The following is a 14,487-nucleotide window of genomic DNA, read 5'->3' on the forward strand; positions in this document are numbered from 1 at the left end:
TTTTCGATCGAGGGGCTTTTCCTATCGATTCCGGGCATGCCGGATCGCATTGTTCACGTCAGTGTTCGGATTCGGCCGGCCGCGCTTGCGCGTCCAGATCGGCCGTCGGCGACGCGTCGGACGGCCGTCCGGCGCGGGCGAACGTCGCGTACCACGCGTCGGTCTCGACCAGCTGCGCGTGCGTGCCGGTCGCCCGCACCCGGCCCGCGTCGAGCACGACGATCGTGTCGGCGGCCGCCGCGAGTGCCGGCTGATGCGTGACGACGATGCGCGTGCGCTGCCCGCGCAGCGCGACGAGGCTGTCGCGCACGCGCCGCGCGCTCAGCTCGTCGAGGCTCGCGGTCGGCTCGTCGAACATCAGCACCGGCGCACGCGCCAGCAGCGCGCGCGCGAGGCACGCCCGCTGGCGCTGCCCGCCCGACAGCAACTGGCCGCCCGGCCCCACGTCGGACTCGAGCCCGTCCGGCAACCGCTCGGCGTCGCGCAGCAGGCCGACCGCGTCCAGCGCGTCGCGCAGCTCGGCATCGGTCGCGTCCGGGCGGCCCATCCGCACGTTCCACGCGAGGCTGCCGCGAAACAGCCCGTTGTCCTGGAACACGAGGTTGCGCGTCGCGGCGAGCGTCGCCTCGCTCAGGTGCCGCACATCGGAGCGGCCGAGCAGCACGCGCCCGGCGCCCGGATCGTCGAGCCGTGCGAGCAGGCCCAGCAGCGTGCTCTTGCCGGCCCCCGTGGGGCCGACGATCGCGACGAAGCCGCCCGCCGGGCAATGCAGGTCGACGCCGTCGAGCAGCGTCGCGCCGCTGGCCGACCGGTAGCTGACGCGCACCGCATCGACGCTCGCATCGTGCACCGGCGTGCCGCGCTCGGGGCTGTCGAAAAGCGGCGCATGCAGCACCGCGAGCACCGTGTCGAGCGCGCGCCAGCCGCCGCGCAACGCCTGGTCGAGCTGCGTGAGCTGCGCGAGCGGCTCGATGAAGCGCACGAGCAGCACGAGCACCGCCACGGCCGTCGCGGCATCGAGCCGGCCGGCGGAGACGGCCCACGCGCCGCCGACCAGCATCGCGACGAACACGCCCTGCACCGCGCCCGCGAAGCCGAGTTCGATCGGCAGCGAGCGCCGCATCAGCGCACGCGTGCGGCGATGCTGCTCGTCGAACGCGTGCTGCAAAGCCGCGCGCGCGTCGCCTTCCTGGCCCGCGAAGCGCAACAGCCCCTGATGCGCGGCGAAGGTCTGAAGTTGCACGGCCATGTCACGATCGCCGGACGCGCGCGATTGCTCGAACGCGAGCGTGCGCGTGCCGCCGCGTTGGAGCAGCGCGAACAGCAGCACGGCCGCGGCCGCGAGGCACAGTGCGACGCGCCAGTCGATCCACGCGAGCCCCGCGACGACCGCGAGCGGGGTCACGACCGCGCCGATCAGCGGCCCGAGCAGGTGCGCGGGAATCCCCATCGCCTGCATCACCGGCCCGCGCAGCAGGCCGGCCGGATGACTGTCGCGCACGGCCTGCCACGACGCGATGCGTGGCAGGTGGCGCACGAGGCGTTCGACGAGACCGGCCGCGAGCGCGCCGCCCGCGCGATAGCCGCCGCGTTGCGCGACGTACAGCACGATGGCGTGGCACAGCGTCAGCGCGCCGAGCGCGATCGTCCAGTGCAGCACCGCCGCCTGCGCGCCGGCAAACCATGCGCGGATCAACGGCACGAGCAGCAACCCGCAGGCGCCGTCGAGCAACGCGGCGACCACCGCCCAGCCGATCCCGCGCCACAGCGCGCGGCGCGTTTCGGCGGGCAGGCACTGCAAACGTTTGAGCGATTTCATCATCATGCGGCCTCCCCGCCCGCGGCACCGCGTTCGCGCCAGAGCCGCGCATACAGCCCGCGCGTGGCCAGCAGCGCCGCGTGCGTGCCGCGCTCGACGATGCGGCCGCGATCCATCACGAGAATCTGGTCCGCATGCCGGATCGCGTCGAGATCGTGGCTGACGATCACGCGCGTGCGCGCGTCACCGCGCAGCGCATTGCGCAATGCGCGCCCGGTTTGCGGATCGAGCGCCGAGGCCGGTTCGTCGAGCAGCAGCAGCGGCGCGGGCGACAACAACGCACGCGCGATCGCCAGCCGCTGCAGTTCGCCGCCGGACAGCCGCACGTCGCGCCCGCACACGCAGTCGTAGCCGCCCGGCAGCGCGTCGATGCGTTCGTCGAGACAGGCCGCGCGCGCGGCCCCGCGAATCGCGTCGCGATCGGCATCGGGCCGGTAAAGCGCGATGTTCGCGGCCATCGACACGTCGAGTGCGGCGGCTTGCTGGAACACCATCGCCACCTGTTCCCGCCGCGTATCCGACGCGAGCCGCCGCAGATCGGCGCCGCCGAGCCGCACCGTGCCGTGGTCCGGATCCATGAAGCGCGCGAGCAGCATCAGCAGCGTGCTCTTGCCCGCGCCCGACGGCCCCACGATCGCGGTGGTCGTGCCGGCCGCGATCGTCGCGTCGATGTCGCGCAGGATCGGCGTGCCGTCGATGTCGACACGCACGCCGCGCAGCTCGATCGACGCATCGCGCGGCACCTGTGCGGCGCCAACGGCAGGTTCAGGCAAGACCGGCAGTGCGAGCAACGCATCGAGGCGTGCCGCGGCCGCGCGCGCCTCGCGCAATGCGTCGGCACCGTGGCCGAGCGCGCGCACCGGCGCGGCCACCGCCCAGATCAGCAGCGCGAACGCGCACAGTTCGCCCACCGGCAAGCGGCCGTCCGTGAGCCACATCGCGCCGAACACGACCCACGCGAGCAGGAACGGCGTGCCGAGCAGCACCTGCGTGCACGCACCGGGGCCGCCGACGCGGCCGACCCACGCCGAAAACGCCTGTTCGAAGCGCCCGGTGGACGCCAGCGCGGCCGCCTCGATGCCGGCGCCCGGATACTGCCGCACGAGCGCCGGGTTCTGCGCGAGCTGGGCGTAGTCACCCATCAGCTGTTCAAGCGCTGCGTTGCGTGACGCGACGGCCGGCGCGAACCGCGCCGAACGCATCCAGCGAAACAGCGCGGCGCCCGCGACGAGCGGCACGAGCGCGAACGCAAGCAGCGCGGGATTCAGGTAAAGCAGGCACGCGAGTGCCGCGCACGGCACGACGATGAGTTGCGTGACATCGGCCGGTGCGTGCGCGACGAGCTGGTGCAGCGCACGCACATCCTGGTCGACGTGACGGGCGACGCGATCGCTGCCCGCACGGGCGAACCAGCCGAGCGGCAAGCGTTGCAGATGATCGGCGAGGCGCCTGCGCAAGCGATCGGCGAGATCGGCGTCGACCCGGTGCGTCAGGTGCAACGCGACCGTCTGGCCGCCCAGCCAGCACACGCCGGCCACCACGGCCGCGACGAGCCAGCCGCGTGCGGTCGCGTCGAGGTGCGCCGTCGCGCGCCACGCGTCGGCGACCCGGCCGAGCGCGAGCCACGGCACGAGCGAGGCGACGCCGGCCAGCGCCTGCAGCACGACCGCCGCGACGAGCGGCACCGCGAACGGCCGCAACATCGAAAGAAGCGGCCCTTTCATGCGGCACGCTCCAGCAGCATGCCGAGCGTGGCCGCGCGCGCGTCGCCCGGCGGCTGCTCCGGAAAACCGAGCTGCATCGTCAGTTGCTGCCAGACGCGCGTCACGTCGATCGTGCGCTGGTTGCACGCGTGCAGCCCTTCACCCGACACGAGCCGATCGACCGCGCGCACGGCCGCTTGCGGCCAACTGCGCGCATGAATCGCGCCCCACGTGTCGCGCGCGTCGTCGCAGATCTGGATGCTCGGCAGGTCGCTGCCCGCCGTATCGCCGAAGATCGGGAACAGCCCGTGTTCGTCGATCTCGGGTTCACGCAACGCCGGGGCCCACCACAGCGGGCCGTGCGGCGACGCGAGCGTCCACGTGCCGGCGTCCGTCGTCAGCGTGATGCCGAACAGCAGGCTCATCCGGCCATCGTCGGCCGCCGCCATCTCGTTGTGCACGCGCAGCGACACCGGCGTTTCGGCGAGCACCATCGCGCATTCGCGCATCGACGACAGCGCCGGCCCGACCAGCTCGACCGACCACGGGCCCACGCCCTGCAGCGCGGCCGCGAGCACATCGAGCGCCGCGAAACTGGCCTGCACCGAGCACACGACATCCGCATGCACCGGCGCGCTCGTTTCGCGCAGCCGTCGCGCGACGGCGATGAAGCGCGAGACGACCGGCAGGTTCGGATAGAAGCTGTTGAGCAGGCAGCGGCGGCCGTGACGCGACGCGGTGCGCAGCACGCGACTCCATTCGTCTGGCAGCAGCGGATGCTCGATCACGACATCGATCCCGCGTTCGAGCAGCCGGCACGCAAGCGCAGCCCCGTCGGCGCCGCGCGCCGCGCCGCCGACCGCGACGCACGCGACGCGCACGTCCTCGGGCAGCGATTCAGGCGCGTCGAACACGGGCGCGCCGACCCGCGCGGCGAGCGCGGTGGTGCGCGCGCTGCCCTGCCCCAGGATGCCCGCGACACGATAGGCGCTGGACGCCGCGAGGCCCGCCGCATAGAACTGACCGAAGCGGGAGCCGGCCACGACGACCGGCAGCGGATGAACCTTCATTGCGCCTCCTTCAGGCGGGTGTCGACGAACGCGGCATTCAGGCAGTCGAAATGATCGCCGGGGATATCGACGGCCGTGATGCCGCCGAGCGCCTGCGCCGTCCAGTAGTCGGTGAGCGCCGCGCGCTGCTGCGGAATCAGCGGGTTGCAGCGCTCCGGCACGAACAGCCGCAGCGCGCCCGCATACGGCGCGTCGCCGGCCCAGTGGCTCGCCTGCACCGAATGCATGAAGAGCCGGTACAGCCGTTCGCGTTCGTCGAGCAGCGGATGCGCGACCGCGTCCTGCATCGACAATCCGGCGGCCGCGCGCAGTACGCGGCGGCGCAATGCATCGAGCGGCTCGCAGCGATCGCCGAAAATCTCCAGCTGCGCCTGCAGGCTGCCGGGCGCGAGACGCGCGGGGTCGACCTTCAATGCGTCGGCGAGCGCGTCGGCCAGCACGTACGTTTCCGGAAAACCCAGTGCGTCGAGCGGCAGCCCGAGCGTCGCCGCGAAGTTGAACAGCACGAGCCGTTCGTCTTCGATCAGGTACGGAATCCGGTAGCTCGACACGATGTCGAGCGTGCGCACTTCGACGCCGAGCTGCACCAGCGACTTCGCCATTTCGAGCGCGACCAGCCCGCCCGAGCAGTAGCCGAGCACGTCGACCTCGCGCACGCCGGTGCGCCACAGTGCATCCGCATAGCGCCGGCCGAGCGTCGCGTTCAGGTGGCGCGCCGGCACGTCGAGATAGTCCTGCGCGTCGCGCACCGCGAAGCCAAGCACCGGGCCGAGCCGCGCAAGCGCCGGCATGACCGGACGATACGCATGCACGGTGCCGAGCCCTTCGTGGACGATCACGCGCGGCACGCCGTCGCCCGGTGCGAGCGGAATCGGCCGTACGTCGGCACGCACGCGGGGCGCAGGCGCATGGATGACCGCCGACGCGCGAGTCGCGCGCGGGGCGGCAGGCGGCGTTCCGGCCATCTTCTGCTCACCCGCATCGCGCAGGCATTGCGCGAACGCAGCGGGTGTCGGTTGCGCCAGCACCCAGCGCAGCAGCCGGTCGAACGGATGCGCTTGCGCAAGGGGTTCCTCGCCACGCAGCCGCGACACGAGCTGCGCGATCAGCAGCGAATCGCCGCCCGCCGCAAAGAAGTCCTGATCCGGCGTGACGTTGCGCGTATCGAGCACGGCTTCCCACAAGCCGATCAACCGGGCCAGCAGCGGATCGGCGGCGGTCTGCGTGTGGGCCGGTCGCGCGACCGCCGGCTCCGGTTCGCGGATGTCGGCGATGCCGGCCAACGTACGGCGGTCGATCTTGCCGTTCGCGGTCACCGGCAGACGGTCGAGCACGCGCAGTTGCGACGGCACCATGTAGCCCGGCACGCGCTCCGCGACGAACGCCAGCAGCGCGTCCGGCGCAATGCGCGCCGCGCCGCGCTTCACATGCGCGAGCAGGATGTCGTAGCCGAGCGCGTCGAGCGGCGTGCCGGGCGCCACGCAACCGAGCGCGCGATCGCCGCCGTCCGACTGCAGCCATTCGAGCCACTGCGCGCGCGGCACGAACAACCGCGCCGACTCGGCACGCGCGTCGTTCGGCGTTTCCATCATCAGCCCCTGGCTGATGCTGATCTCCGGATGCTCGGCCGTCAGTTCCTGGATCACCCACCACGCATCCGCCGACGACAGCGCACGCAGCCCGGCGACCAGCGCGACCGTGTCGCGCGCGTTGTTCAGCGCGCCGGAGCTGATCGTGACGTCGATCGAATGCGGCGCGATGCCCTGCGCGTCCAGCGGTGCATTCATGTCGAACCGCACGAACCGCATCCACGGGTACGCGGCGAAGCGCTCGCGCGCCGCTGCGAGGAAATAGCTCGACACGTCGCTGAACAGGTAGTCGATCCGCGTGCCCGCTTCGACCAGCGGCGCAAGGGCGTCGACGATCGACCGCGTCGCCGCGGCCGTTCCCGCGCCGATCTCGAGGATGCGCCACGGACGCTGCGGCTCGCGCGCGACGATCGTGCGCACGGCCTGCGCCATCCCGTTGTGCAGCGCGTGTGCATGTTCGCCTTCGCTGTACATCGCGTCGGCGATATGCGATGCGCCTTCCGGGAACATCAGGCCGGCCGGCGACACGCTGCCGTCCACCTGCGCGTCGATGCATCCCGCGCTGTCGCGGAAGTAGTCGACGAGGACGGCCGGCCACAGCTCGGGCGACGCATCCTGCGCAAACGCATCCCAGCATGCGTGAGCATCGACGTGGCGGGTATCGGGCCGCAGACGCCAGCCCCCTGCTTCGGCATCCGCGTGCAGCACGCCGTGCTTGTCGAGCATCGCGAGCCAGTGACGCAGCAGATGCTGTCGCGCCGCCGGCACGCGCAACCGCTCGCACAACGTCGCGAAATCCGTCGCGGCCTCCTCGGTCAGCTCGCCTGCCGGCACGATCCAGGCTGCCAGCGACGCAACGCAGGCCGCTTCGAGCTGGGCGACCGACCGTGCCACGTCCGCATGCGCGGGCCAGCGCGCAGCGTCGAACGCTTTACGCACGTGCTTCGCGATCTCGTACAGCGCGTCGTCCTGTGCGTTCGGTGCCGATTCCACGCCGTGCAGCGACGCGAAGCTCGCGAGCCGGCGCTCCGCACCTTCGCCGAGCACGATCGTCGCGGCCGCGCCGACGAGCGGATGCGCGGTCAACGCCGCATCGATCTCGGCCAGCTCGATCCGGTAGCCGCGGATCTTCACCTGATCGTCCTGCCGCCCGAGGAATTCGAGCGAACCGTCGGCGCGCACGCGGCCAAGATCACCGGTGCGATACAGCCTGCGCCCGTCGCGATGACGGATGAAGCGTTCGGCCGTGCGCACGGGATCGTTCGCGTAACCCGTTGCGAGCCCCACCCCGCCGATATGGATCTCGCCGCGCACGCCGGGCGGGCACGGCCGGCCGAGTGCGTCGAGCACTTCCATCGTCTGCCCGGTCAGCGCACGGCCGTACGGAATGCTGGCAAGCTGCGTGTCCGCCGCACGGATCGGATGCTCGATCGACCAGATCGACGCCTCGGTCGCGCCGCCCAGGCTGAACAGCGCGCTGTCGGGCCAGCGCCGCCACCAGCGCGCGGGCAGCGTCACCGGAATCCAGTCGCCCGACCACAGCACGCGGCGCGGGCCCGGCACGTCGAGCGCCGGTTCGCCTTCGAGGTAATCGATCAGCATCTGCCCTTGCGCGGGCACCGAGTTCCACAGCGTCACGCGATGGCGCACCATCAGCTCCGCCCAGTGCGACGGATCGTTGCCGCGCGACGGATCGGGCAGCACGATGCACGCGCCGCGCGCGGTCGCGCCGAAGAAGTCGTACACGGACAGGTCGAAGCTGAGTTCGGCCAGGCCTAGCACGACGTCGCCATCGCCGACTTCGTGGCGCGCGCTGATGTCGGCGAGCGTGTTGCACACGGCCGCGTGGCTCAGCATCACGCCCTTCGGTTCGCCGGTGGAACCCGACGTATAGATCACGTACGCGAGCGCGTCGCCGTCGATGTCGCGCGCGGCACGCGGCGGCCATTGCGGATCGATCGGCAACGTGTCGATATCGATGCGCGTGCACCCATCATGTTCGAAGTCGAGCGCCTGCACGCTGACGACCGCACGCACCCGCGCATTGCGCAGAATCGCCTGTTGCCGCAGCGCCGGCTGGCGGCTGTCGACCGGCACGTATGCGGCGCCCGCCTGGACGATCGCGAGCACGGCCGCGAGCTGGTGCGCGCACTTCGGCATCAGCACCGCGACGGTGTCGCCCACGCCGACGCCGGCCTGCTCGAGCGCGGACCGCAACGCCGCCGCATGCTGCGCGACGTCGCGATACGTGCGTGCCCCTTGTGCGTCGATCACCACCGGCGCATCGGGCGTACGCAACGCCTGCGCGGCGAAGCCGGCCGCGATATGCGTATCCGCATCCGGATGGACCTCGGCGGCGGGCGCGGCGGACGGCAGCACGATGTCGCCCTCGCGCGACCACCACTCGGCTTCAGCCGCGAGCCGGCCCAGCAGCGCGACGTACGCGTCGAACATCGCCGCGGGCATCCCGTCCGGGAACAGGTCGTCGCGCACGTCCCAGCCGATTTCCAGCCCGCCGAACTGGTCGGTCACCTGGCAGTCGAGCCAGACCTGCGGCGTCTGGCTGATCATGTAGAGAGGGGGTTCGGCGCGGGTCGTTTGCTCACCGAGCAGGCGGCCCACACTGCCGATGCCGCTCGTGAACACCACCGGCATCAACGCCGCATCCTTGCCGCGTCGCCGCGCGAGTTCGCGCATCACGTCGACGCCGGTAAACGCGCGATGGTCGAGGTCGTCGAACATCCGCGCGCCGATCGTGCGCGCACGCTCGACGAAATCGCGCCCTTGCGTCGCGTCGACCGCGAGCAGGCTCAATGCGGTGAAATCGCCGAGCACCGCGTCGATGCGCGGATGCACGGGCGGCCGGTTCAGCACCGTCAGGTTCAGGCAGAACGCGGGCGACTGGCTCCAGCGGCCGACGACTTCGGCGAACGCGGCCAGCGCGACGCTTGCAGCGCTCAGCCCGAAGCGGCTTGCGTAGCTGCTCAGCGCACCCCATTGCGCGCGATCGAGCCGCGCATGCCGGTGCGTGAAGCGCGGCCGCGCGTCGGACTGCATCGCGGGCACCACCGGCAGATCGGGCCGCGCGGGCAGATCGTCGATGCGCGCCAGCCACCAAGCCTTGTCACGCGCATGATCGGCGCGCGTGCCGGCATGGGCTTCATTGACGACGTAATCGCGAAACGTCGCGTCGAGCGGCGCAGGCTGCCATTGCGGATCGTCGTAGCGTCGCCGCCATTCGGCGAGCAGCAATTGCAGGCTCGCGTAGTCGATCAGCGTGAAATCGACCGACAAATGCAGCACCGCGCGATCCGGCCCGAGGCTCACTTCCGGCTGCAGCACCGGCCAGCGGTCGAGCGCATGCACCGCATGATCGAGGCGCTCGCGTACGCCGCTTACATGCGCGTCGAATGCGTTCGCATCGGCCTCGCGCAAGTCGTGCACCGCGAGCGGCTGCCACGGCACGTCGGGCAGCACGCGCTGCCATGCGTTGTCCTCGACGATCGCGCGCAGCATCGGATGCCGCGCAACGCACGCATTCCACGCCGCCTCGAAGCGCACGCAGTCGAGATTCGCGGGCTCGCCGTATTCGACGTACAGGTGGCACGCATTGCCGCCGAACTCGAACGACTCGTGCCGGCCGAGCACATACGCGGCCTGCACCGGTGTCAACGCGAACCGCTCGTGCCGGCGCGCCGGATCGCTGCGCCACGCGCCGTCCTGCAGGAAGCGGACGAACGCGTCGCGTTCGGCCTTGATGCGCGCGGCCAGGTCCGCATCGAGTGCGCCGGCCGGCGCGCGATAGCGCAATTGCCCGCCGTCATCGCACCACAGTTCGATCTGGCGTTCGCGGCAAAGATCGAGCACGTCATCGAAGCTCACAGCACGCCCTCCTCGATCGTTGCAACCGGCGCGTTGCCTTCGGCCGGCGAGGCCGGTGCGGCTGGCGCGGCGTCGTCAAGCTGCGCGGCGAGCCCCGCGAGCGTCGGCTGCCGGTAGAACGCCGCCATCCCGATCCGCACGCCGAGCCGCTCGCGCAGCTGCGCGAGCAGGCGCGTCGCGAGCAGGCTGTCGCCGCCGAGCGCGAAGAACGTCGCGTCACGCGCATTCGCCGGGCGGCCGAGCGCGTGCTCCCAGCACGCGAGCAGCGTCGCCTGCCGGTCGTCGGCCGGCACGAACGCATCGTGTGCGGCCGGTGCGTCGCCGAGCGCCCGCGCGAGCGCATCGCCCACCGCTCGCCGATCGATCTTGCCGTTCGCGTTGAGCGGCCAGCGCGCGACGCACCACAGCGCACCGGGACGCATCGCATCGGGTAACCGGTCGCGCAGCCAGTCGGCCAGCGCCGCTTGCGCGACCGGTTCGCCGACACGGCGCGCGTCGATACAGGCAAAGGCGGTCGAGCGCCAGCTTCGGGAATCTTCCAGCGCAAAGCCGCATGCGTGTGCCGCCGACGCCAGCGCATCGTGTGCAAACGGCCGCGGCAGCGACGCATCGCCCGTTACGCCCGAGACGAGTTCGCGCAGCGGCGAATCGCGCAGCACATCGGCGAGCAGCAGGCGGCCATGCTGCGCCAGCAACGCTGCCGCCACCCGGAACGCATCGCGCGGATCGTCGCGCAGGTGCGCCGCCGCGAAGCTGATCACGCAATCGAACCGGCCGAGATGGCGAGCGGGCAACAGGCCGTCCTGCATTGCCTGCAACGTCGGCATCGTTCGTGTGAAGTACGCCTGCGCGTTGTGCAGCAGACCCGGCGACGCGTCGAACAGCGTCACGTCGAAGCGCGGATCGTCGAGCACGCCCAGCCCCGCATCGAACCATTGCCCGGCACGCGCGTCGAGCACCGCGACCCGCATCGGTTCGGTACGTGCAGCGGCCTGGGCTTGCAGCGCATCACCAAACTGGCGCAGCGCGCGTGCGCCATCCGGCAGACGCGCCGCGAACGCCAGCGGCGCGATCCGCGGATCGAGCGGCACACGCCGCGCGGCGCCTTCCGGATCCGCAGCGAGCGCGCGCAGCGCTCCGGTCAGGTCGTCGAGATCGGCGGCATACCAGTCGAGCAGATCGAGCGCGCCGTCGATGGAAATCGATACGTCATCCTTTGCATGCCAATGGGCGCGCAGCGACGGCGGCAAGCCCGCATCGCCGTCGAGCAGCCGATCGGCGACCGCGCGCGCGACGGCCGCTTCCGCGTGCGCCGTATCGGCAACGTCCGCTTCCGCGAGTGCAGGCGATGACGGCGTTGCATCCGATGCGCGATCGGCCGGCACGAATGCCGCGGCAATGCGCGCGGCTTCGCCGCCGACCACGCTCGCACACGCACCGTCGATCAGCGGATGCGCGGCCAGCGCGGCCTCGATCTCGCCCAGTTCGATCCGGTGCCCACGCACCTTCACCTGGCGATCCTCGCGCCCCAGGAATTCGAGCGTGCCGTCGGGCCAGTAGCGGCCCCGGTCGCCCGTGCGATACCAGCGGCCCGACGCTTGCTGCACGAAGCGCTGCGCGGTCAGTTCGGGATCGTTCCGGTAGCCGCGCGCAAGGCTGTCGCCACCGATCAGCAGTTCGCCCGGCACGTAGTCCGGTACATCGCGGCCGTCGGCATCGACAACGCGATACGCCTGCCCCGGCAACGGCCGGCCATACGGAATCGAACGCCAGTGCGGCGGTACGTCGCGCACCGTCTGCACGTTCGACCAGATGCCGGCCTCGGTCGCGCCGCCGAGCGCATGGAACGCACACGCGTCGCCACATCGTTCGCGCAGGCGCGCCGGCAGATCGAGTGCGATCCAGTCGCCGGACAGCAGCGCCGCGCGCACGCTGCGGCACGCGTCGGCCGCGGCCGGCACCGCCAGCGCCATCTCCAGCAGCGCGGGCGCCGAATTCCACAGCGTCACGCGATGCTGCGCGATCAGTTCGATCCAGCGCGCCGCGTCGCGCGCGTCGTCCTGGGTCGGCAGCACAAGCTCGGCACCGGCACCGAGCACGCCGAACAGGTCATACACCGACAGGTCGAAATCGAGCGCCGATACCGCGAGCAACCGGTCTTGCGCACTCAGGCCGAGCAGCGCATCGATCGCATCGATCGTGTTGAGCGCCGCCGCATGCGTCATCTCGACGCCCTTCGGCACGCCCGTCGAACCGGACGTGTAGATCACGTACGCGGTAGCCTGCGGCGCCACGGCGAGCGGCGCGGCCAGCGGTTCGTGCCGCATCAGCGCCGCGACGCCGACATGCGGCAACGCTGCATCGGCGAGCGTCGTGTCGCCGATCGCAGCCTTGACACCGGCCGCGCGTTCGATCAACGCCTTGCGCGCGGCCGGCTGCGCGATGTCGAGCGGCACATAGCACGCACCGGCAGCCAGTACGCCGAACACCGCGGCCACCTGTGCGGGCCCGCGCGGCAGGCTGATCTCGACGGCGTCGCCGTGACCGATGCCGGCCGCACGCAAGCCACCCGCGATCGCGAGCGCCTGTGCGGCCAGTTCGCCGCGCGTCACCGCGTGTTCGCCACATCGCAACGCGACGGCCGCCGGCTCGCGCGCGGCCAATGCGAAGAAGTCGGCATGCAGCGTGCGCGGCTGCCCGGGCGCGGGCACCGCGTTGAGCGCATCGCGCACGCGACGCTGCGCGGACGGAAGCTCGACCGCGATCGGCAGCCGCCAGTCGCGCTCGCACAGCGCCTGCACGAGCGCGACATACGCGCCGAACATCGCATCGATCATCCCGTCGGGAAACAGGCCGTCGACGCTGTCCCACGCGAGCAGCGCGCCGTCCGGCACGCGATAGAGCTGATGGTCGAGCCACACCTGCGGCGTCTGCGAAATCATGTCGTGCAGATCGCCGAACACGCGCGCGAATGCGTCGGGCACGAACGGCGCATCGCCGAGATTGCACGAGAACACGACGGGCGCCGCGCGCGGCGTGCCCTGCCGGCGCGCATCGCGCAGCACGTCGAGCGCCGGATACGCGGCTTGAGCGATCGCACCATGCAGTCGCTGCTGGAACGCGCGCACCGTATCGGCCGCGCTCGCGTCGGCGCGCAGGTCGCATTCGACGAGCAGCAGCGTCGTGAAATCGGCGATCACGCGGCCAAGATCGGGCGCATCGCCGTGCCGGTCGAACAGCGGCACGTTGAGCAGGAACGCGTGACGGCCGCTCCAGCGCGCGAGCACCGCGGCGAATGCCGAGCCGAACACCGACGACAGCGTGACGCCATGCTGCGCGGCCCGCGCCTGCAGGCGCGCGAGTTCGGCCGTGCTCAGCGTATGCGCGATGCGGCTGAAACGCGGCGCACGGATCGTTTCCGGTGCACGGGCGAGCGGCAGCGCCGGCCCTTCCGGCAGCGTGGCGAGCCGCGCCTGCCATGCATCACGCGCCGCGGCCCGCGCATCGTGCGTATCGGCCGCGCGACGCGCGAGCCAGGCCGGGAACCACGTCGACGGCGCGTCAGGCAACGCCGACGGCTCGGCATACGCGGCGCCGATCTCCTGCATCAGCAGCCGCACGCTGTCCACGTCGGCCGCGAGCAGATCGACGCTCAGCCACACGCGATCTTCACCACCGGGCATCTGCACGAGCCCCATCATGAAGACCTGCGCGTGCTCGACGTCGAGACATTCGTGCGATCGCAGCGCGCGCAGCGACACCCATTCGGTTTCCGCCTCGGCGGCCGTCCTGTCACGCCAGTCCGCATGCGCGAACACCGGCGCGTCCGGCGCCGCGACGATCTGCTGGCGGCCCCCGATGAAGCGCGCACGCAGCATCGGATGGCGCTCGCGCACGAGCCGGCATGCCGCGTCGAGGCGAACGGGGTCGATCGCGCGGCTGCGAAACTCGAGGAACGCGTGACAGCTCACATTGCCGAGCACTTCGCCGTCGCCGCGGCCGAGCCAGTACGCCTGCTGCACCGCGGACAAGTCGAACGGCGCATGCACGTCGACCTCGACGACCTCGGCCGTCTCGACGTCCGGCGCCGCGGGGGCGGCGCGCGGCGCATTCGCGAGCAGTTCGGCCCACGCGCCGAGCGTCGGCGTACGCGCGAGCGCATCGAAGGTCAGCGCGTAGCCGAGGCGGTTCACGCGCGTCTGCAGATACATCAGCCGGATCGAATCGAGGCCGCAGCTCAGCAGGTCCTCGTCATCGTCGAGCGACGCGATTTCGTCGACGGGCTCGTCGAGCAGTTCGGCGATCATCGCGACGAGCTGCGAGCGAAAAGCGATGGGAGAAAAACGGGAAGGATCGGAATGATCGATGCTGGAATCGACAGCGGTCTGGCTCATGGGCACGCCTTATAGGGGTCGTTCGATGGC

General features: G+C 71.4%; 5 protein-coding genes. All 5 read right to left on the reverse strand.

The genetic code is table 11. The features are described 5' to 3' along the window. Window positions 1-58: 58 nt before the first annotated feature. Genes CFB50_RS29850 through CFB50_RS29870 form a run of 5 tightly spaced genes read right to left on the reverse strand, consistent with a single transcriptional unit; the run spans window position 59 to window position 14,457 of the window. Window positions 59-1,825 (reverse strand): ABC transporter ATP-binding protein, encoded by a 1,767-nt coding sequence (locus CFB50_RS29850; RefSeq protein ID WP_373452978.1) that lies wholly within the window; start codon window positions 1,823-1,825, stop codon window positions 59-61. Beyond that, a complete protein-coding gene (locus tag CFB50_RS29855; RefSeq protein WP_089448165.1) occupies window positions 1,822-3,543 on the reverse strand; it encodes an ABC transporter ATP-binding protein in 1,722 nt (573 codons plus the stop codon). The genes CFB50_RS29850 and CFB50_RS29855 overlap by 4 nt, the downstream gene beginning before the upstream one ends. Then, the gene (locus CFB50_RS29860; protein WP_089448166.1) at window positions 3,540-4,592 is read right to left on the reverse strand and encodes a Gfo/Idh/MocA family oxidoreductase; all 1,053 of its coding nucleotides are present in this window, start codon (window positions 4,590-4,592) and stop codon (window positions 3,540-3,542) included. The genes CFB50_RS29855 and CFB50_RS29860 overlap by 4 nt, the downstream gene beginning before the upstream one ends. After that, complete coding sequence (locus CFB50_RS29865) at window positions 4,589-10,063, reverse strand: non-ribosomal peptide synthetase (protein WP_089448167.1); 5,475 nt, start codon at window positions 10,061-10,063, stop codon at window positions 4,589-4,591. Before CFB50_RS29865 ends, CFB50_RS29860 begins: the two co-directional genes overlap by 4 nt. Then, entirely contained in the window at window positions 10,060-14,457 is a 4,398-nt protein-coding gene (locus CFB50_RS29870; protein ID WP_089448168.1) for a non-ribosomal peptide synthetase, read from the reverse strand. Before CFB50_RS29870 ends, CFB50_RS29865 begins: the two co-directional genes overlap by 4 nt. Window positions 14,458-14,487: the final 30 nt, after the last annotated feature.

It is taken from the genome of Burkholderia sp. AU33423 (assembly GCF_002223135.1).
GTDB lineage: Bacteria > Pseudomonadota > Gammaproteobacteria > Burkholderiales > Burkholderiaceae > Burkholderia > Burkholderia lata_D.